The organism is Mucilaginibacter sp., from assembly GCF_041660805.1.
Taxonomy (GTDB): Bacteria; Bacteroidota; Bacteroidia; order Sphingobacteriales; family Sphingobacteriaceae; genus Mucilaginibacter.
Map to the genome: position 1 here is coordinate 37,364 of NZ_JBAZVP010000016.1, position 19,294 is coordinate 56,657.

A 19,294-nucleotide genomic window follows, 5' to 3' on the forward strand; every position below is an offset into this window, starting at 1 on the left:
AATCCCACCCTAAAAAAAGACCGGTAATATTTGCTGTATTACCGGTCATAGTTTTAGCCCCAAATGCATTCGAACTCATTTTAATTAATCGCCTAAGCGATTAAGAGGGGCCTTTTTTGTCGAGTTTTTTATGAATTATTAACCCAAACCAAATTTATGAAATATAAACCTTTACTGCTAAAAATAATGAGAATAACATTTTTACAGTTAATCATAGTTTTTTCCATCATGGGGAGTGTTTATGCTAATGGCGTAAAAGCACAAGCCGTACTGGATACAAAAATATCTATCAAAGAAACCAATAATCAACTTCGCCAGGTTCTTCAGAAACTGGGAAAGCAGTATCATATTGAGTTTGTTTACAGCCCGGATATCATCAATGAAAAGCTCGTTGTAAACGTTGATATGCAAAGAAAAAAACTTTCTGACGTACTCCGGAAAATTTTGCAACCGTTGAATTTAAGCTTTGATATGGTCGGCGATGTGATCGTGATCCGCAATTTCAGTGGGAATCAAAAAGGTGTTCCTTTTTCATCCACTACATCATCATCGGAAGCACCGGCAGACCAAACAGATGGCGTTATTCCGGTTGAAGCCCAGGTTGTTATTACGGGCAAAGTTACCGATGAAAAAGGCGAAGCTATACCAGGTGCCACGGTAAGGCACAAAGAAACAGGTAAAGCCCTGGCAACTAACATTAATGGAGAATATACAATGGTATTGCCGGAGCCAGCGGGCACCTTATCATTTTCTTTCCTGGGTTATCAGACCAGGGAGGTAGCAATAGGCAGTGACCGGCGCATTAACGTAACGCTTGTAGCGGTTAGCGGCAACCTGAACGAAGTAGTGGTTGTAGGTTATGGAACACAAAAGAAAGCTACGCTGACCGGTTCCGTTGTAGCGGTAAAAGGTTCTGAAATTGTGAAAAGCCCGGCAATAAACGTGGCAGCCTCCCTCGCCGGGCGCTTACCTGGCGTTATCATTAACAGCAGATCCGGCGAACCCGGACGGGACGATCCGTCAATTTCCATAAGAGGCCGCAGCACAACCGGAAATTCTTCTGCACTTGTGATCATCGACGGTGTGGAACGAGGTGGCTTAGGGCAGATCAACCCTAACGACATTGAGAGTATATCTGTATTAAAGGATGCTTCTGCTGCAATATATGGCGCGAGGGCCGCAAATGGAGTTATATTGGTAACCACAAAACGTGGAATTGCCGGAGCTGCGCCTCAGGTTAACCTTTCTTTTAATCAGGGGTTTACCCAGCCAACCAGAAATCCCATCATGGCTGATTCTTATACTTTTGGCAAAGTTTATAATGAAATAGAAACCGGAGAAGGCAGAGCGCCAAGGTATACCGACGATGAACTAAAAAAATACCAGGATAATTCAGATCCGAACTACCCAAACACAGACTGGTATAAATTTATCGTAAAAAACTGGACGCCACAGCACAGGACTAATTTGTCTGTGTCCGGAGGTAATAATGGCACAACCTATTTCCTTTCCTTCGGAGAGGTTATGCAGGACGGTCAGTATAATGGTGGTACCGAAAAGATCAGGCAGTATAATATCCGGTCGAATATTGATGTTCAGGTTACAGATAATTTCAAAATAGGAATGAATTTGTCCGGACGATTTGATAACAATCATTTCCCTTATCAGGGTGCCAACAATCTTAATAGTCATATTTTCCTATATCAGCCCAATTGGCAACCCTACTGGCCGGGTACGAACTTAGCCCAGCCCAACCGGGGTAATGAAAGCATAACCAATTGGGTGAATGATAATAACGGTTATCAGAACGTACGCACAAATACGTTCCAAAGCACCTTGTTCTTTAACTGGAACCTGCCCTGGGTAAAAGGTTTGTCGATCAACGGCAGCGGAAGCTACGATCCAAACAGCGTTTTTACAAAGACCTTTCAGACGCCTACGTTTGTATACTATAAAGATGCAACAAGCGGTGAATATACGCGCGGACGCTCTGGAATGGGTGCTAATTTGGCTGATCTTAATGATAGGACAAGTTTGGGTTCTTTATTTTACCTGACTGGCAAGATCAACTATGAGCGAAAATTCGGGCTTCATGGCGTCAAAGTATTATTAGGATACGAACAGCAGACCATTAATAGCAATTATGATATCGCTTACCGAAGTGACTTTGTTTCTACCGTGATACCACAAATATTTGCAGGTAGCAGTGATAAAAGCAAACAAGGTAATGACGGATCTGCCACCCAGGGTGCCCGGAAAAACTACTTTGGAAGAGTAAACTATGATTACGCAGGGAAATACCTCGCTGAGTTTACGATGAGACGCGACGGCTCTCCAAATTTTGCTGCAAACAAGCGATGGGGAAATTTTCCAAGCGCATCTGTCGGCTGGAGGATATCCGAAGAAAATTTCATGAAGAAATTCTCGTTCGTAAACGATCTGAAGATCCGTGGATCTTACGGCGTGTTAGGTAACGATCTTGTAAATTCTTTTCAGTACCTGACAACATACGGTTTCGGTAACAACTATGTTATCGGAGGCAACGATGTTACCGGGCTGGTTCAAACAGGCGCACCAAATCCCAGCATTACGTGGGAAAGGGCAAAAACAGGCAACATCGGATTAGACGCGACCTTGTGGAACGGCTTCCTTGGTATTACATTTGATTATTTTAAAACCAGGAGATCTGATATTTTAACAAGACGAACAGCCGTGATCCCAGGTTACACCGGGTTAGTTTTACCTGATGAAAACGTAGGTATTGTGGATAATCAAGGCTTCGAACTGGTGCTTTCTCATGCAAATAACAACCATGAATTCAAGTACAATTTTTCCGGTAACGTTGCATTTGCCAGAAACAAAGTAATATTCAGCGATGAGCAACCCGCGGCTGAACCTTATCAGTTAGCTACCGGCCGGCCAATAGGTTCGTCTCTATATTACAAAGCTATTGGGATATTTCCCGATCAGGCAGCCATAGATGCCTATCCTCATTATCTGAACGCCCGCCCCGGAGATATCAAATATGAAGATGTTAATAACGATGGATCTATAGACTCGCGTGACCGCATCCGCATCAATCAAACTAATGTCCCGGAGATCACTTTTGGTTTTAACGCAAATTTAAAATACAAAAGCTTTGACCTTTCGGTTTTGTTACAAGGACAAGCTAACGTAAAACAATATTTCGGCGGCTATTTTCCTGTAATGAGTTATTCACTGGGTAACTTTTTGGGATGGCGCGCCGACGGCCGGTGGAGTCCTGAAAACACCAATGCAACACAGCCACGTGCCAGCTATGAACTATTTAACAATAACACGCAAACTTCAACCCAGTGGCTGCTTGATGCTGGTTTTTTAAGGGTAAAGAACGTGGAGTTGGGTTATAATTTACCGAAAGGCGTCATTAGCAAGATTGGGATAAAAAATTTACGGGTTTCTGTCAGCGGCAGCAATTTGTTTGTTATATACGACCACATGAAAGATTTAGGCTTTGATCCGGAAACCACAGATTACTGGTATTACCCGCCACAACGAGTGATCAATTTCGGCATTAACGTAACCTTATAAATTAAAAAACATGAAAAAGATTATTTATATACTATTGATCGTTTTTACGGCTACTTCTTGTAATAAGCTGGATTTAAAACCATTGGATAAAATATCAGAAACGGATACCTGGACCGACTCTGCCCTGATCCAATTATATGTGAACGCAACCTATAATTCTATGCTGCATGGCTTTCAGCAGGAGCTGTTATCCTCGGCATGTGATGAGACTTACAACATCCATGGTTATGGTAATCTTGCAGTAATGCAAAGAGGAGAACTAACCCAGGATAATGTTTCAGGCCTCTCTGACAAGATCGACTATTTTAATTTCGCCTACGGTTATATCCGTAACATCAATATCTTTTTCTCGAAGATCGATGCGGCTCCGGGCGAAGCGGGGTTTAAAAACAGCACTACGGGTGAAATGAAATTCATCAGGGCCTATATTTATGCGAATTTGATTTGGCGGTATGGCAGTGTCCCGTTGATCACTAAAGTATTTGGCCTTCATGATGATTTTACAGTTTCACAAACTTCTTATGATGATTGTGTAAAATTCATCGTAACCGAACTTGATGACGCAGCAAAATTGCTACCAGCCGATCAGCCGGCCGGTCAGTTGGGAAGGGCTTCAAAAAATGCCTGCCTGGCATTGAAGGCGCGGGTATTGCTTTATGCGGCCAGCGCGCAAAATAATCCAAGCCATGATCAGGTAAAGTGGCAGGCCGCGGCAGATGCTGCGGGCGCATTGCTTACTGCTGGTTATCAGTTAAATGATGATTACCAGGGAACTTTTTTAAGTAACAACAAAGAAGTTATTTTTGCACGCCAGTTTACGCAAGCCAATAATACCGGCGGTACCGGCTTTAACCTTGAACAGGGGCGCAATGGTTCTAATGGTTACGGATCAGAAAATCCTTCACAAAACCTCGTTAATGCTTATGAGATGGCGGCTACCGGAAAGCAGCCCTATATTGTACAAAATAACGGCACCCTGATCGCAAACCCGGGTTCCGGTTATGACCCCGCTAACCCTTACAGCGGCAGGGATCCCAGATTTGATGCTTCGATCCTGCACGACGGTTCTGTTTGGGCAGGAAGGGTGACGGAAACATTTCATGGAGGCCAGGATTCTCCGGAAAGCAATTCCGGGTTTAATGCCTCACTTACTTCGTATAATTTCAAGAAGTTTTTGGTCGAAAGTATCCCTCCCTCGGGCTCCAGCCTTAGGCCTACCAATCCCTGGATCTTTTTTCGCTACGCGGAGGTGCTGCTAAACTATGCGGAAGCAAAATTTGAATTGGGTGATGAGGTTACGGCAAGGCAATACCTGAATATGGTGAGGAGCCGTCCAAGCGTGCACATGCCCGCGGTTACCGATGCCGGTGATGCGCTCAGGAGCCGTATACAGAATGAGCGCCGGGTGGAACTGGCCTTTGAAGAGCATAGGTTCTTTGATGTCCGCCGTTGGAAAATTGCAACGGAGGTATTGAACCAGCCATTTCTCCGTATGGATATCGTGAAACAGGCCAATGGGACAAAAATCTATAACATTATCAAATTGAATGATAGTAAGTTTTTAGAACCGCAGTATCTGATGCCCTTTCCGCGTGCGGAAGTAGACAAGAGCTTAGGCTCACTTAAACAAAATCCGGGATATTAATAAATTTAATCCATTGGCATAAGGCAGCGGCTGAGCAGCTGCCTTATTAATATTTTTCCATTTACTTAGCCATTTAAAATGATCATTACTTTTTCAAATTTGAAGATGTGCATAAAAAGGCCTGTATTATTATTATTTATTTTTGGCTGTTTAGCTGGCCGGGCACAACAGGTTAGCCGGGGAACGATTGATCGGAAAGCGCTGGTAAGCCGGCATAATCTTAAAATTACCGACGCCAAATTCGCCGGGCCAACCCAGGTGGGGAATGGTAATTTTGCTTACGGGTTTGATATTACCGGTATGCAAACCTATAATGACCAGTTTACCACGATGTCACAGTGGAGCTGGCACAACACGCAACCGCCAAAAGGCATGAAGCCCGCCGACTTCAAACAAACACCTGTTGACACGCATGGCCGGATGGTTGGCTATGACCTGCCTAATTCCAATCAGCCTGAATTGACCCAATGGCTCGCCAGCAACCCACACCGGTTTAACCTGGGAAGAATCGGATTGATATTGAAAAAAAAGGATGGTAGTACGGCCCTGCCGGATGACCTGCAAAATCCGGTTCAATATTTAAACCTGTGGACCGGTATCGCCGAAAGTAATTTCACTATAGAAGGGAAAAAAGTGAAGGTTACCACCATCTGTGATCCAGATAAAGATATTTTAAGTTTCAAAATTGAATCCGATTTAATACCGGAAGGCCGGTTAGGTATCTTTCTGAACTTTCCCTATGCAAGTTTAAAATACTTTAGTAATGGTTCAGATTATAAAAAGCCCCTGTTACATCAAACCAGCATCACGTTAAAAAACACAAATTCGGTGTTATTTGACCGGCACATGGATAGCGCCCGTTATCAGGTAGCTTGTAAGTGGTCAGGGAGCGGAAGTATGATAAAAGAAAGTGAGCACAACTATTCGTTTTATCCGGGTAAAACAAATAGAAGTATAGAATATGTCTTTGCTTTTTCCCCTTCTAAAATTAGCTATAACTTACCATCGTTTACGGAGGTCAAAGCCAAAAGTGCTAACCATTGGCCGGCATTCTGGAAAAGCGGTGCAGCCGTAGATCTGTCTCAAAGTAAAGACCCACGCTGGTTTGAACTGGAACGGCGGATCATACTTTCTCAATATGTGATGGCCATCAATGCGGCCGGAAACTTCCCGCCACAGGAAACAGGGCTTGTCAATAACAGTTGGTATGGCCGCTTTCATTATGAAATGTACTGGTGGCACGCGGCTCACTATGCGTTGTGGGATCGCTGGCCGCTATTGAATAAAAGCCTTCATGTTTATTCAGACAACCTGGCATCGTCGCTTAAACGGGCAAGATTGCAAGGATATGCCGGGGCGAGATGGCCAAAATGCACCGGCCCCGACGGCAGGGAATGGCCGGATAAGACACATGCGTGGCTGATATGGCAACATCCTCATCCAATATTCTTTGCCGAACTTGATTATCGGGCGCACCCAACTTTGCAAACGCTAAAAAAATGGAATAAGATCGTTGAAAAAACGGCGGATTTTTTAGCTTCTTATGCCTTTCTGGATACGGCCCGCAAACAATATATTTTAGGTCCGCCTATAAAAACAGTCCCGGAAAACAATGAGCCACTGACCACACAGAACCCGGCCTTTGAGCTGGCTTACTGGCGTTTTGGCCTGCAAACCGCACAGCAATGGAGAAAGAAGCTGAAACTCCCGCCAAAACCAGAATGGGAGAAAGTGCTTAAAAATTTAGCACCAATACCTGTAAAAGACAGCCTTTACGAGCAATGGGAAGGTATCGACAGCATGTGGACAAAATTCAATTTTGAGCATCCGGCCATGGCGGGGATATTTGGCGTGCTGCCCGGTAATGGTGTAGACAGACGCATCATGGAAAAAACCTACCAAAAGATCCAGACTGTCTGGAAATATGATACCGGCTGGGGATGGGACTTTCCGATGGTCGCCATGTCTGCTGCCAGGCTTGGGCACCCGGAACAAGCTGTTGACATGCTTTTACATCCTTCAAAAAAATTCGGATTTGACGAGCATGGTTTTGTTGGCGGGGGCAATCCATATCCTTATATCCCTTCAAACGGTGGTTTGTTATATGCGATAGCATTTATGACCGCGGGCTGGGATGGTGATCAAAACATTCATGAACCCGGATGGCCGAAAGATGGCTCTTGGATAGTTAAATGGGAGGGGTTTAAAAAAGCCCCCTGATAATACATATAATGACTCCCGATTTTTTTAATATTTACATTTCATATGAAAAAACATACGATTACTACGCTTGCCCTGCTCCTGATTTTGCAGGCTCCCTTTATCAAGACAATTGCGCAGGTTACCAAGCTGGCAGCCGGTATACAAAGAATCTCCGCAGGCCACCCCGATAAATTTACACCATACGCCTTTTGTGAGGAGTTACCAATGAAGACAGCACTTGCCGGCCTGCCAGCCGGGAAACTACCTTTTAAACTGGCTGATATCAGAATAAGTACAAATGATCGTGGGGTAGTAGTAGAGATCCCGCTGGATAATAGCGAGCAGCTTTACGGCTTTGGGCTACAACTGGGTTCTTTTAACCAGCGGGGTTTAAAAATAAAACCCATTGTTAACGATAATCCGTTAAACGATGTTGGTTATACGCATGGCCCCACAACCTTTTATGTATCGAATAAAGGCTATGGGATATTAATAAATACAGCGCGCTATACCACTTTTTACTGCGGCACCACGGCTAAACTGAATGACAGGAACGGTGCACCTGCAGAAATAAAAGGCGGCAACTCGGTTGATGAGCTTTACAAAAGCGGTGACAAAGCGCTGGGCAATGTAACAGTGGATATCCCGGGCGCCAAAGGAATAGAAGTTTTTGTTTTTGAGGGCCCCGATCTTAAAAACGTTATGCAGCGGTATAACTTATTTGCAGGCGGTGGTGCTTTACCAGCAATTTGGGGGTTGGGTATTAAATACCGTGTAAAAGCGGATTTTAATCAGCAGCAGGTGATTAAAATGGCTGAATATTTTCGTAAAAATCATATCCCGTGTGATGTATTAGGTATCGAACCTAAATGGCAAACCGCGGCGTATTCTTGCTCTTACGTATGGGCCAAAGATTTCTTTCCCGATCCTAAAACATTTATCGCCACCATGACAAACAAAGGCTTTCAGGTAAACTTATGGGAGCATGCTTTCGTATCACCTAAATCCCCGCTTTATGAACCTTTGAAAACCAGGTCGGGTAATTACCTGGTATGGGGCGGGTTAGTTCCTGATTTTGCCGATAGCACGGCAAGAGGTATTTTCGCCGATTATCATAACGAAACCTTTGTAAAACAAGGTATCTCGGGCTTTAAAATGGATGAATGCGATAATTCCAATATCGCTTTTGGAAGCAATTCGTGGAGCTTTCCTGAGCTTAGTCAGTTTCCATCGGGTATTGACGGCGAGCAGATGCATCAGCTTTTTGGCTTGCTGTATCAAAAAACCGTATATGATATTTATAAGCGCTCCAACAAGCGCACCTATCTTGATGTACGGGCCTCAAATGCTTTCGCATCTTCGTATCCTGCTGCTTTGTATAGCGATACATACGATCATGATCAATACATTAAAATGATATTGAACTCCGGATTCTCGGGTATGATATGGTCTCCGGAAGTGAGGGAGTCCAATTCGATAAAAGATTTTATGCGCCGTAGTCAAACCGCGGTACTGTCGGCACAAACACTGTTCAATTCCTGGTACCTGCAGAACCCACCATGGTTACAGATCAATATTAAAAAGAACAATAATGGTCAATTAATGGATAATGCAAAGCAAGTTGAGGCCGATATCCGCAAACTGTTCGAATTCAGAATGAGCCTGATTCCTTACTTGTATAACGCTTTTGCTCAATATCATTTTAAAGGGATACCCCCATTCCGGGCTTTGGTGATGGATTATCCGGAAGATAAAAACACATTTAATTTGGCGGATGAATACATGATAGGTGAAGGTATACTGGCGGCACCATTAACAGAAAAGATGGACGAAAGAAAAGTTTACCTGCCGGCAGGCACATGGTACGACTTTAATACTAACCAAAAGTACGAAGGCGGAAAAACCTACACCATTAAACCAAGCCTTACCCAGTTGCCTATTTTTATAAAAGAGGGTACTATATTGCCGTTGGCCAAACCGGTTGAACATGTTGCGCCAAACACCAAATTTGAGATCACCTGTTTCGTTTATGGCGATCATAAAGCGGTAGGTTCATTATTTGAAGACGACGGAGTGACCTTTAACTATGAAAAAGGAAATTATAATTCTGTCAACTTATCATGGGATAAAAACAAAGGGGCGATAAAACGCAATGGACCTTTTAAAAGCACCATGTATAACATAGTAAATTGGCAAGTTATCAAATAATGGAGCTTTTTAATTACAGTTCTATAGGCTGTATGAATAACCCGACGAACAGGCCGATGTGAGTTGAACAAAGACTACAGTAAATTGAAAACCGCCTCATAACTTTGTTATGAGACGGTTTCATTTCGGGCGGGGCCAAATGACCGGGCTTTGTATGATAAAAGGCTTGAGAGTTGTGCATAAAAATCATTTGTTTGACTTTACATGCATCAACAATGCCTGCTACCAGACTAATAGCCAGTATTTTGTGTATACAAACCCGGTAGCGCATCCAATTGCGACTGCGGGATGGGATAAACTACGTAACCAGGTATGACCGGATTAATTTGCTTTAGTTTTTTTGCGTCTTCACTTGCAATCCATGCGTTCATGGTCGTCAGTAAATTTCCGCTCCGTTGTAAATCAAACCAGCGTGAGCCTTCGGCTGCAAATTCTTTACGGCGTTCATTAAACAATTGTGTTAATGTTACATTTACCAATGGGCTTAATCCGGCACGTGCACGTACTGTATTCACAACTGCATCCACATCTGCACCTTGCGAGCCTGGTGCTCCGTGCAATACACATTCTGCCTTCAACAGTAAGATATCTGTGTATCGGATTGCTATAAAGTTGATTGCCCAGTCACTATTTGAATTTGAAGGTATTTTAGTCACATCCAGATATTTTTTAAAGAATGGGCGTTTTTCGGCATTCCCGGAAAAAGCATAACCGGCAGTAAAAACAGATACTGCTTTCCGAAGGTCGCCGGTTTCGTACGAATTCATGAAATCATCCGATACCGGAACAATCTCCAGGCTGCCGTTCTGATTAATGTCTTTTATTGAAAAGAAATAATCCCTGGGGGCAAGCGTCCAGGAAAAAGACGCACCAACGCTCGGCGATTGCCCGGAGGTGTACATGATATCGAAAACGGCTTCCTTATTACCGCTCGGCGTCGGGCTTTGATTCGAATATGAAAATATGCTGGCGTAATCAATATTCATAGCAAACAATCCGCTATTAATAATATCCTGGAGCAGTGGTAATGCCAATCCCCATTCATTGGTAGCCAAGCCAGGTCCGTCTACACCATATGTTGGCCCCGACCGTGTCATATACACAAGCGCCAAAGTAGCTTCAGCTGCATATTTAGTTGCACGGCCAACATCGGCACCAGTATGCTGCACTGGCAGGTTGGCGGCCGCATATTGCAAATCACTTATTATCAAATTGTACACATCGGCCACGGAACTTCTGCCAACAGTATTCGCTTCCGCGGGGGTTAGCGGAGTAGTAACTAAAGGTAGTTTTCCATAATAACGCACCAAATCAAAATAGTAGAATGCACGCAAAAAACGGGTCTCCGCAGTTAATCGCGTTTGTAGGGGTGCTGAGCCGATCTTATCGCCATTCTTAGCCAGTTGATCCATAACAACGTTAGCGCGATAAATGCTGTTAAAATCGGTAGCCCACGCCTCTTCCACATAAACGTTTGCACCACTGGCCTTTTGAAAATTGTTTACAGGATCCCATTCACGGATGCCCTGCGAAGATACCCCATAAATATTGTCGGAACGGATTTCACTGAGGTTAAGCAAACGATTAGGATAACTGCGCAAACCGCTGTAGATTGCATTAACGCCCTGCACAAAATCACTGGGTGAAGAGTAAAATGTGGCTGTTGTAGCACTAGAAATAGGAATTTGATTTAACTCTTTATTACAAGAAGTAATAATAAGTGCAAGCCATATGATTGAGTATTTTAATGTCTTTTTCATCGCAAATCAATATTTAATATTAAAAAGTAAAGTTTATGCCAAAAATCAGCGATTTTGCTAATGGTAAGCCTCCATAATCTCCAGGTGATGGATAATTCGTGTTGCGGCTTAAGTCGGTATTCAAGGCATCTGGATTAGCACCACCATAATATTTATCATGACCAAAGAAATTCTCAGCAGTGATATAAACCCTGGCATTCTTTATCACTCCCGTTTTTATCAACCCTTTCAGGTCATAACCCAAAGTGATATTCCTGACACGAAAATAATCTGAAGAGTAAAGCCAGTCTGTATTTACAATTCGGCCGAAATTTGAGTAGGCTTTACTAACTCGCCCATCCCCCGGGTTATCAGCTGACTGCCAGCGGTTGATATAGAATTCAGGCGCATTGTCTTGAGCTCCCTGCCCCGTACGTGTTATTGCACGCCCCAGTAGCGAATAGATAGAGCCTCCGTTTTGCCCTTGTATCATAACGCTTAAGTCAAAACCTTTATATTTGAATGAGTTGGTAACGCTCCAAATGTAATCTGGGTTGGGGTGCCCAACAATTTGGCGGTCATTTGCATCAATTGCACCATCACGGTTAATGTCCTCATATTTAGGATCCCCAACAGTCTCTGTGCCGAATAAAGGGGCATGGTTATCAATATCAGCCTGAGTCAAAGTACCTAACATTTTAACAACATAGATGCTATTGATTGGCTGGCCAACCTTAATAATAAAGTCGGAAATATCATAAGCAGAAGGCACCAGAATTTGGCTCTGACCATTTGCCAATGACACTACCTTATTTGTATTGTGGCTGATATTGATACTCGTCCTCCACTGGAACTTACCCACCAGGTTGTGAGTAGATATTTCCAGCTCCTGACCAATGTTCCTCACAGAACCAGCGTTACTTAAATAAGTGGCGAAGCCTGTAACTTCGGGCACCTGCACGTTAAGAAGCAACTGCGTATTTAACTTGTTATAATAGTCAAATGAACCGGTGATCCGATTGTCAAAAAAGCCAAAATCAATACCAGCATCATACGTTTGAGAACGCTCCCACAGAAGGTCAGGATTTGCTACTTTGTTTGGTGCTTGCCCGATCACTGACGATGGCGTAGTTCCAAAAACATAATTGTACGTGCCGAGTGTAGGAATCGCGCCATAATCGCCACCCAGGTTATTGGTGCCGTTCACCCCATAACTAGCGCGGATCTTCAAATCACTAAGCTTGCTGATTCCTTTGAAAAAAGGTTCTTCGATTAAACGCCACCCGGCTGATAGAGATGGAAAAACACCGTATCGGTGGTTGCTGCCAAAACGCGATGAGCCATCAGCCCGTAAACTTGCAGAAAGTAAGTACTTATCTTTAAAGCTGTATTGAACCCGACTAAAGTAAGATACCAATGTACTTTGAGTGCTGGTTGTTCCCCCTATGATAGCGTTTGCAGCGTTCAACGTTTGGATCACATTGCTGTTGTATCCCCCATTGGAAGCCAGGTTGGTATTATCAAGCCGGTCAACATTGTAAGATTGACCCAGCAGGACATTTAAATTATGATATTTCCCCAGAACCGAAGAATACGTAAGTGTATTTTCATTAACGAATGTTTGATGACGATAGCTGCCGTAAGTGCCCGAAGTTCCGGCAGTCAGCGATTTAGTCGGGTCAAATGTTCGGCTGACCAAGGTACCTGCGGCGATGTAAGGGATATAGGTTGATGACGTGTTGTCGGCATTGTCGTAGTTTACTGACGTGTGAAAATTCAGTCCCTTTATAATCTGCAAGTCGCCGTAGAGCGTGCCTAGTGTACGGTATGTCTTCGCCTGCCCCTTTGAATATGTGGCTCTGCCTACCGGGCTGTTGCGTTGATTATCCCAGGCATACAATCCATTCTTGCCAATATTTGGCATTACGCCCACTGTATCTTCCTGCACCGGCGCCATGCTTAGCGCGACATGATAAGTATTGTCTTTACCCTCAATTCCCGGATCTTTCGCAATCGAATATGTCGGCGCAATATTTACCCCGATTTTCAAATTTTTTGTGAGACTGGCCTCCACATTCGCTCTTAAAGAATAGGCCTTGTAACCTGTATTAATCACAAATCCGTCCTGATTTTGATAAGCGCCTGAAATGAAATACTTGACATTATCCGTCCCGCCGCTGGCAGATAATTCCTGGCTTTGCATAACCCCTTTCCGAAAAAGCTGATCCTGCCAGTCTATAAACTGAAGACCAGGATGACCGGGCTGAGACCATCTGGGATCCTGAAAATAATTAGCATTAAATGCGCCCACAATACCCAAGCGTGTAGCATAGCTGTCATTAGCAGTTGCGCCTTTCGACCCGTAGGTATTCACATAATTGCCATTTATAATCTCCGTGGCCCGTGCTATCCACTGGTCTCCATTCAACATCTTCAACTTTCTACTGGCTGCGTTGTATCCAACATAGCTATTAAAATTAAAAACGGGCTTGCCCAGTTTACCTCGTTTAGTGGTAATCAAAACCACGCCATTTGATGCCCTGGATCCATAAATAGCAGCAGCAGCAGCGTCCTTAAGGACTTCTATGCTCTCAATATCCGCCGGATTTATATTATCTAAAGGGTTGCCACTTGTAAAGCTTCCACTAGCATTTGTTGTGGTAGTGGACAATGGGAATCCGTCAATCACGTATAAGGGTTCGCTTCCTGCTGAAATCGAGCCAGTTCCCCTGACTTGTACGCTAAACGGTTTGCCTGGCATACCGGTGGATTGTTTTACGGTTACCCCCGCCAGCTGACCTACTAAAGCCTGGTCTACCCGGGATATCGCCCTCTCGTTCAAGTTCTCGTTTACCATCCGGCTTAAGGCACCGCTGACGTTTGCACGCTTTTGAGTTCCATAGCCAATGACCACAACATCGTTTAGTGATTTCGCATCTGACGTTAATGAAACGTTGATGACCAGACGATTGGCAATCTCAACCTCTTTAGTTGTAAAGCCCATGGAGCTGAATATAAGAACACCATCCAGCGATGGAACATTTAATGAGTACTTGCCATTAATGTCTGTAGCCACGCCATTGGCCGTTCCCTTCAGCTTAACAGAAGCACCGGGTAATGGCTCACCCTTGTCGTCTGTTACAGTTCCGCTTATCTTTTGCACTGCAATAACCGGCTTTTCAGTTTGTAATTGCTCCGATTGCTTTAAAGCAATTGTCTTTTGGATTATTTTATAGCTAACCGGAATGCCGCTGAGGCAGCGATCAAGAACATTGGCAATAGTTTCCTTTTCGACATTAATATTTAAGGTTTGGGTTTTAAGAATGTCAAGTTTATCATCATAAATAAAATGGTACCCGCTTTGGCTTTCTATCAGTAATAAAACTTTTTCTATGGATACATTCTTTTCATGAAGCGTTATCAGCTGGGCATAGCTTTTTGCACTTACTTGCGCAAGTCCTATAAACAATAGGATAATCGTTAGTTTCATAATTAGAAAAATCTTGAACGTAGTGCGCCACGACGCTTCCGCGCACTTTAATTTAATTTTCATAATTTTGGTTAGTTTGGGTTAAACGTTAGACTTAAATTCGTTACTTCTGACTATTGGGAACCCAGATATTACCCGGGAAAGTGTTAGCGCACTTCCCGGCTTTTTAATTTAACAAATTGATTGCACAGTAACGGGTAATTTATACCTGGTATACTATACATCATTCATTAAAGGGCCCCGTTTTTTTAGGTGGTTTTTCGTATTTCTTTCTCCATAATTGGTTTTTAAGTGAATAATTGGTTGTTTTAGTATAAACCTGTTAGAGATCAGGCATTAAACAGGCCGGCCTTCTCATGAGCCAGCCATCGCCTAATCAGTAACAATAACAGTTTTTCCTTCTATCCGGAATTTGATTCCTTCAAATTGTAATATTCCTAATAATCCAGAAATGTCTACGTTTCGTGACATTCTTCCGGTAAGCTTTGTTTCAGGAATTCTGCCTTCATATTTAACATCAATATCATACCAGCGTGATGCCTTGACCATAATTTCCCTGATACCGGCTTTTTTGAAATCAAACAATCCGTTTTTCCAGGCAATCTCCATGCTGGCATCTATGTTTTTGTTTACGGTTAACTGTCCTTTATCGTTTAAAACGGCTTGTTCGCCGGGTTTTAGTATAGCGGCCGCTTGTGTACTTTTTATCCTTACAGCGCCTTCAAGCAGGGTTGTTTTGGTATCCCTATCATCATCATACGCCGAAACATTAAAATGTGTCCCCAATACCTGTACTTCGGTTTTGGCTGTTTTTACAATAAAGGGCGTAGCTGCGTTATGGCTCACTTCAAAATAACCTTGTCCGGTCAATTCTACTTTACGCTCATTTCCTTTAAAAGCTACAGGATATTTCAAGGATGAGGCGGCATCCAACCAAACATGGGAGCCATCGGGAAGTATTACCTGGAATTGTTCGCTTCTTTTTGTGGTTAAGGTGTTGTATTGTAGCGCCTGCTGTCCGCTATCATTATCTGACACAACAGTGTAAACAATCTGGCCTTGCCTGGTTTTACTTATTTTAACGCCCACTTCACTGGCTAGTTGACCTTGCAGGGAATCAGTAAGGATCAGTTTTTTGCCATTTGCAAGGGTTAGCGTAGCTTTGTTGATGCCTGGTTTGATATTATGAGCATATGTGTTTTCTCTTTGCCCTTTATCATTATTCCGCAGAAAGAACCATCCTGCGCCTAAAGCAAGAAATAGCAAAGCCGCAACGCCGGTTAACCAACGGTAAGGAATTAAGCGCCTTTTGTCAGTATTTCCTGGTTCAGTATTTTCCTGCTGGTTTATCCTGGAACTGATGGCGTTAAAAACGGATTGCCTGGCGTCATCATCTGCCTCTGCGAAAGCCGGTTCCTTAAATGCGTTTTTAAGCAAATCATCAAATAATGCCCGATAGCGGTCATCCTGGATAGCCCCCTGTAGTTCCAAAAGGTCTTCAGAGGGAAGGCTATCATTGAGATATTGTTCAAATAATGCTTTAAATCTTTCTTCGTTCATCTTATTGGCATATGAAATACCCCTTGCGAACATGCATGGATCAGGGCATTCTGCTACTAAAGACGGAAAAGAGCAGTAGGGTAAGACAAAAAATAATTATTTATTTTGACACGCCGTACAAAATAGCTCCAGCGGCTAAAATGATGGCAGTATTATCTGTATGCAGGGCCATGAATTTGCGGATATCCAGCAATGCTCTCACCACATACGTTTTGGAGGAAACTACGGATATACTCAGTTGTTTGGCAATCTGCTCATGAGTAAGGCCATCAAACCGGCTCAGCACAAATACATCTTTTACTTTTCCCGTCAATTGATCTATAGCGGATTTAAGCGTATTCTCCAGTTCGTTATATTCCAGCTTTTCATGCGGACTAATTGTGCTATCTTCAAAATAATCAATCAGGGCTTCAATATTTTCGGTATCGAAAACCTTTTTTCGCAGAAAATCAAGAATAACATTGCGCGATAAAATATAGACATAGGCATCTTCTTCCTTTACTTTGCCTAGCTTGTGTCTGTTTTCCCAAAGCTTAATAAAAACATCCTGTGCAAGATCCTGGGCCTTTTCGGGTGATTTAGTCAGCCTCAAACCAGTGCCGTAAACCTGTGGCCAATGGTAGTTAAAAAACAATGTAAAAGCCTGCTGATCTCCAAGTGCTACCCTGGTGCGTATGTGCTCTTGATCATATAATGGTTTTACCTGCAAAGTATCGGTTATCTAATTGGAATTTAAATTTACGCAATAACACGCAAATGTGTAAATTATTTCAAGAATAGGACACGTTTGGCTAAATTATTATGGGTTAGTTTATTATTACCGGTGTGCATGTAAATGGGCATCGCACCACCTTTGTAGTTTTTTGCTTTCTGATGGAAAAAATGCAGATGAAAATTACTATTCATAATTACAAGCTTAAAGGTGAAACAAAAGTAAGTTTGTAGCCTGCCTTTATCAAGATATTCACTCGCTGAATAGGTTGATAATTAATTATAAGAAATTCGGTGCGTAGCATTTTTCCATTTGGTTACGCACCGAATTGCGCTCATTTTTGTTGCGATTTAGTACATAATGTGTTGTTTTGATGCCAACAAAAAACCCTGCAAACTTTTGATTTGCAGGGTTTAGTACCTTTTGGTATTGTTTTTAGTAGCCGATAACTTACAAAGCCTGAACTTTTTTGAGAATGATTTAGGGCTTGCGGCGGCGATCAATGACGATACATGGGCCACTCAATAGGGTTTAAAGGCCGATTGTTTTGGCAATCGGCCTTTTTGCCTTAGTTCAACTTTTGTAGTCTAAGGTGATTAAGCAATTTTCCGCCAGATTGGAAATAAATCAAAAGAAATATTTAAATTGTAACTTGTATAATAAGGACCAAAGTTACTGATCACGATATGGTAATTGGCCATTACCGAGTCTTGATTTTAAGTCGCTAAAATATCGCCCCGATAAGCTGGCAGTTGTCAAACCAAAAAAACTCACCGGAAATCATCCGATGAGTTTCGGTGAGCATGCTACCAGATGCTTCAGATTATGTTAAGCGTAAACAACGCTTAATGTGATTGGAACGCTTAATGTTTTGGAGACAATGCAATGCGCCTTTGCGCCTTCAGCAATTTCAGTAAATGTTGCTTCATCTACACCTTCAATTACACTGGCCTGTAAATCCAGATGAATACCTGTAATGCTTAATGCCTGCATATCAAGATCTACTGTTGCTGTAGTAAAAATGTCGCCGGCAGTGATGTTGTGATGTGCTAATGTTGCGCTAAGTGCCATCGAAAAACAACCTGCATGTGCCGCAGCGATCAGTTCTTCAGGATTAGTGCCGATACCATCGGCAAAGCGGGTTTTAAATGAATATTGTGTTTGGTTAAGCACGGTGCTTTGTGTGCTGATTTCTCCTGTGCCTTCGTGTAAGGTACCGTTCCAATGTGCTTTTGCTATACGTTTCATGATATTTTGATTTATGAGTTAAAGATTTATTGTTTGATGTTTACTGATTTATTATTTGCTTTCAGCGATCAAGATTGCAGCCAGTTTGTCTGGCATAGAAATGAATGGGGTATGGCTGCTTGACAGGGTATATACTTTAGCCACTTTGCTTGCTTTTACCATATACTGTTGTGCAGGATAACTGATCGCATGGTCATTAATCGTATGGATATAGACTTTTTTAATGCTGCCGAAGTTTTTCTCAGTCAGGTGAACTGGTGTGGCAAGAGGTACTAATGGCTCCGGTTTAATGTTAGCGGCGATATATTCCTGAACTTGCTGAGGTGCATCGGCAGCAAAGATATCGGCTACGGCGTCTTTCGCTATGATTGCTGCACCATGTTCCTGATCAATTGTAAGGGATTTACCGATATGAGATGCAGGATCCCCTTTTGCCAGTGATAAAAGGCTATCACCATCATGCGGCAACGCTGCTGCAAGGAAGATCAGTTCTTTAACTTGTGCTGGAATTTGTTCAGCTACCTGGCTGATCACCAGCCCGGCAAAACTATGTCCCACCAAAATTACATTAGTACGCGTGCCGATAGCTGCTTTTACCTGGTCAACATAAGTTTGAAAGGTGATACCGGCAAATGAGGTGGTATCTTTTCCGTGACCTGCAAGGTTAACATTGATCACTTCTTCACCCTGGGCTTTTAACAAAGGGGTCACTGCATCCCATGAAGATGCATCTGACCAGGCTCCGTGAACAAGTACAATAGTTTTAGAATTTTTGTTGTTTGCTTTTTGGGCTTGAGCGGTAAAACCTAATACACTCATTGCCATCATTATTATTGCTGTTTTCATGTTGTTTAATGCCTAATTGTTTAGGACATGACAAACATCGGGCTATGCCGCTGCAATAAGTTTAACCCAGGTTA

General features: G+C 42.9%; 10 protein-coding genes. 4 read left to right on the top strand and 6 right to left on the bottom strand.

Annotation, left to right across the window (positions count from 1 at the left end; genetic code table 11):
* Positions 1-186: 186 nt before the first annotated feature.
* The 4 genes from WC743_RS18120 (at position 187) to WC743_RS18135 (ending at position 9,625) form a co-directional block, all read left to right on the top strand.
* Positions 187-3,570 (top strand): TonB-dependent receptor, encoded by a 3,384-nt coding sequence (locus WC743_RS18120; RefSeq protein WP_373014191.1) that lies wholly within the window; start codon positions 187-189, stop codon positions 3,568-3,570.
* 10 nt (positions 3,571-3,580) lie between these two features.
* Positions 3,581-5,215 carry a RagB/SusD family nutrient uptake outer membrane protein gene (locus tag WC743_RS18125; RefSeq protein ID WP_373014193.1) on the top strand — a complete coding sequence of 545 codons (1,635 nt, stop codon included), beginning with the start codon at positions 3,581-3,583 and terminating at the stop codon, positions 5,213-5,215.
* A 78-nt stretch (positions 5,216-5,293) separates the two neighbouring features.
* On the top strand, positions 5,294-7,435 hold the full coding sequence (locus tag WC743_RS18130; protein WP_373014195.1) for a hypothetical protein: 2,142 nt from the start codon (positions 5,294-5,296) through the stop codon (positions 7,433-7,435).
* Positions 7,436-7,480: 45 nt separating this feature from the next.
* Positions 7,481-9,625, top strand: a complete 2,145-nt coding sequence (locus WC743_RS18135) for a TIM-barrel domain-containing protein (protein ID WP_373014197.1) — start codon at positions 7,481-7,483, stop codon at positions 9,623-9,625.
* Positions 9,626-9,855: 230 nt separating this feature from the next.
* On the opposite strand, the gene WC743_RS18140 is transcribed toward WC743_RS18135, so the two are convergent.
* The 6 genes from WC743_RS18140 to WC743_RS18165 form a co-directional block, all read right to left on the bottom strand.
* Positions 9,856-11,385, bottom strand: coding sequence for a RagB/SusD family nutrient uptake outer membrane protein (locus WC743_RS18140; RefSeq protein ID WP_373014199.1), 1,530 nt, complete (start codon positions 11,383-11,385; stop codon positions 9,856-9,858).
* Between the two features lie 19 nt (positions 11,386-11,404).
* Entirely contained in the window at positions 11,405-14,854 is a 3,450-nt protein-coding gene (locus WC743_RS18145) for a TonB-dependent receptor (protein ID WP_373014201.1), read from the bottom strand.
* A gap of 372 nt (positions 14,855-15,226) precedes the next feature.
* A complete protein-coding gene (locus WC743_RS18150; protein ID WP_373014203.1) occupies positions 15,227-16,414 on the bottom strand; it encodes a FecR family protein in 1,188 nt (395 codons plus the stop codon).
* A 100-nt stretch (positions 16,415-16,514) separates the two neighbouring features.
* A complete protein-coding gene (locus WC743_RS18155) occupies positions 16,515-17,123 on the bottom strand; it encodes an RNA polymerase sigma factor (RefSeq protein ID WP_373014205.1) in 609 nt (202 codons plus the stop codon).
* 831 nt (positions 17,124-17,954) lie between these two features.
* A complete protein-coding gene (locus tag WC743_RS18160) occupies positions 17,955-18,374 on the bottom strand; it encodes an OsmC family protein (RefSeq protein ID WP_373014207.1) in 420 nt (139 codons plus the stop codon).
* Between the two features lie 51 nt (positions 18,375-18,425).
* Positions 18,426-19,220 (bottom strand): alpha/beta fold hydrolase, encoded by a 795-nt coding sequence (locus tag WC743_RS18165; RefSeq protein WP_373014209.1) that lies wholly within the window; start codon positions 19,218-19,220, stop codon positions 18,426-18,428.
* Between the last annotated feature and the right edge of the window lie 74 nt (positions 19,221-19,294).

Excerpts from the sequence above, each read along its gene's own strand:
- WC743_RS18120 (WP_373014191.1), top strand. The coding sequence starts at position 187 with ATGAGAATAACATTTTTACAGTTAATCATAGTTTTTTCCATCATGGGG.
- WC743_RS18125 (WP_373014193.1), top strand. The coding sequence starts at position 3,581 with ATGAAAAAGATTATTTATATACTATTGATCGTTTTTACGGCTACTTCT.
- WC743_RS18130 (WP_373014195.1), top strand. The coding sequence starts at position 5,294 with ATGATCATTACTTTTTCAAATTTGAAGATGTGCATAAAAAGGCCTGTA.
- WC743_RS18135 (WP_373014197.1), top strand. The coding sequence starts at position 7,481 with ATGAAAAAACATACGATTACTACGCTTGCCCTGCTCCTGATTTTGCAG.
- WC743_RS18140 (WP_373014199.1), bottom strand. The coding sequence starts at position 11,385 with ATGAAAAAGACATTAAAATACTCAATCATATGGCTTGCACTTATTATT.
- WC743_RS18145 (WP_373014201.1), bottom strand. The coding sequence starts at position 14,854 with ATGAAACTAACGATTATCCTATTGTTTATAGGACTTGCGCAAGTAAGT.
- WC743_RS18150 (WP_373014203.1), bottom strand. The coding sequence starts at position 16,414 with ATGAACGAAGAAAGATTTAAAGCATTATTTGAACAATATCTCAATGAT.
- WC743_RS18160 (WP_373014207.1), bottom strand. The coding sequence starts at position 18,374 with ATGAAACGTATAGCAAAAGCACATTGGAACGGTACCTTACACGAAGGC.
- WC743_RS18165 (WP_373014209.1), bottom strand. The coding sequence starts at position 19,220 with ATGAAAACAGCAATAATAATGATGGCAATGAGTGTATTAGGTTTTACC.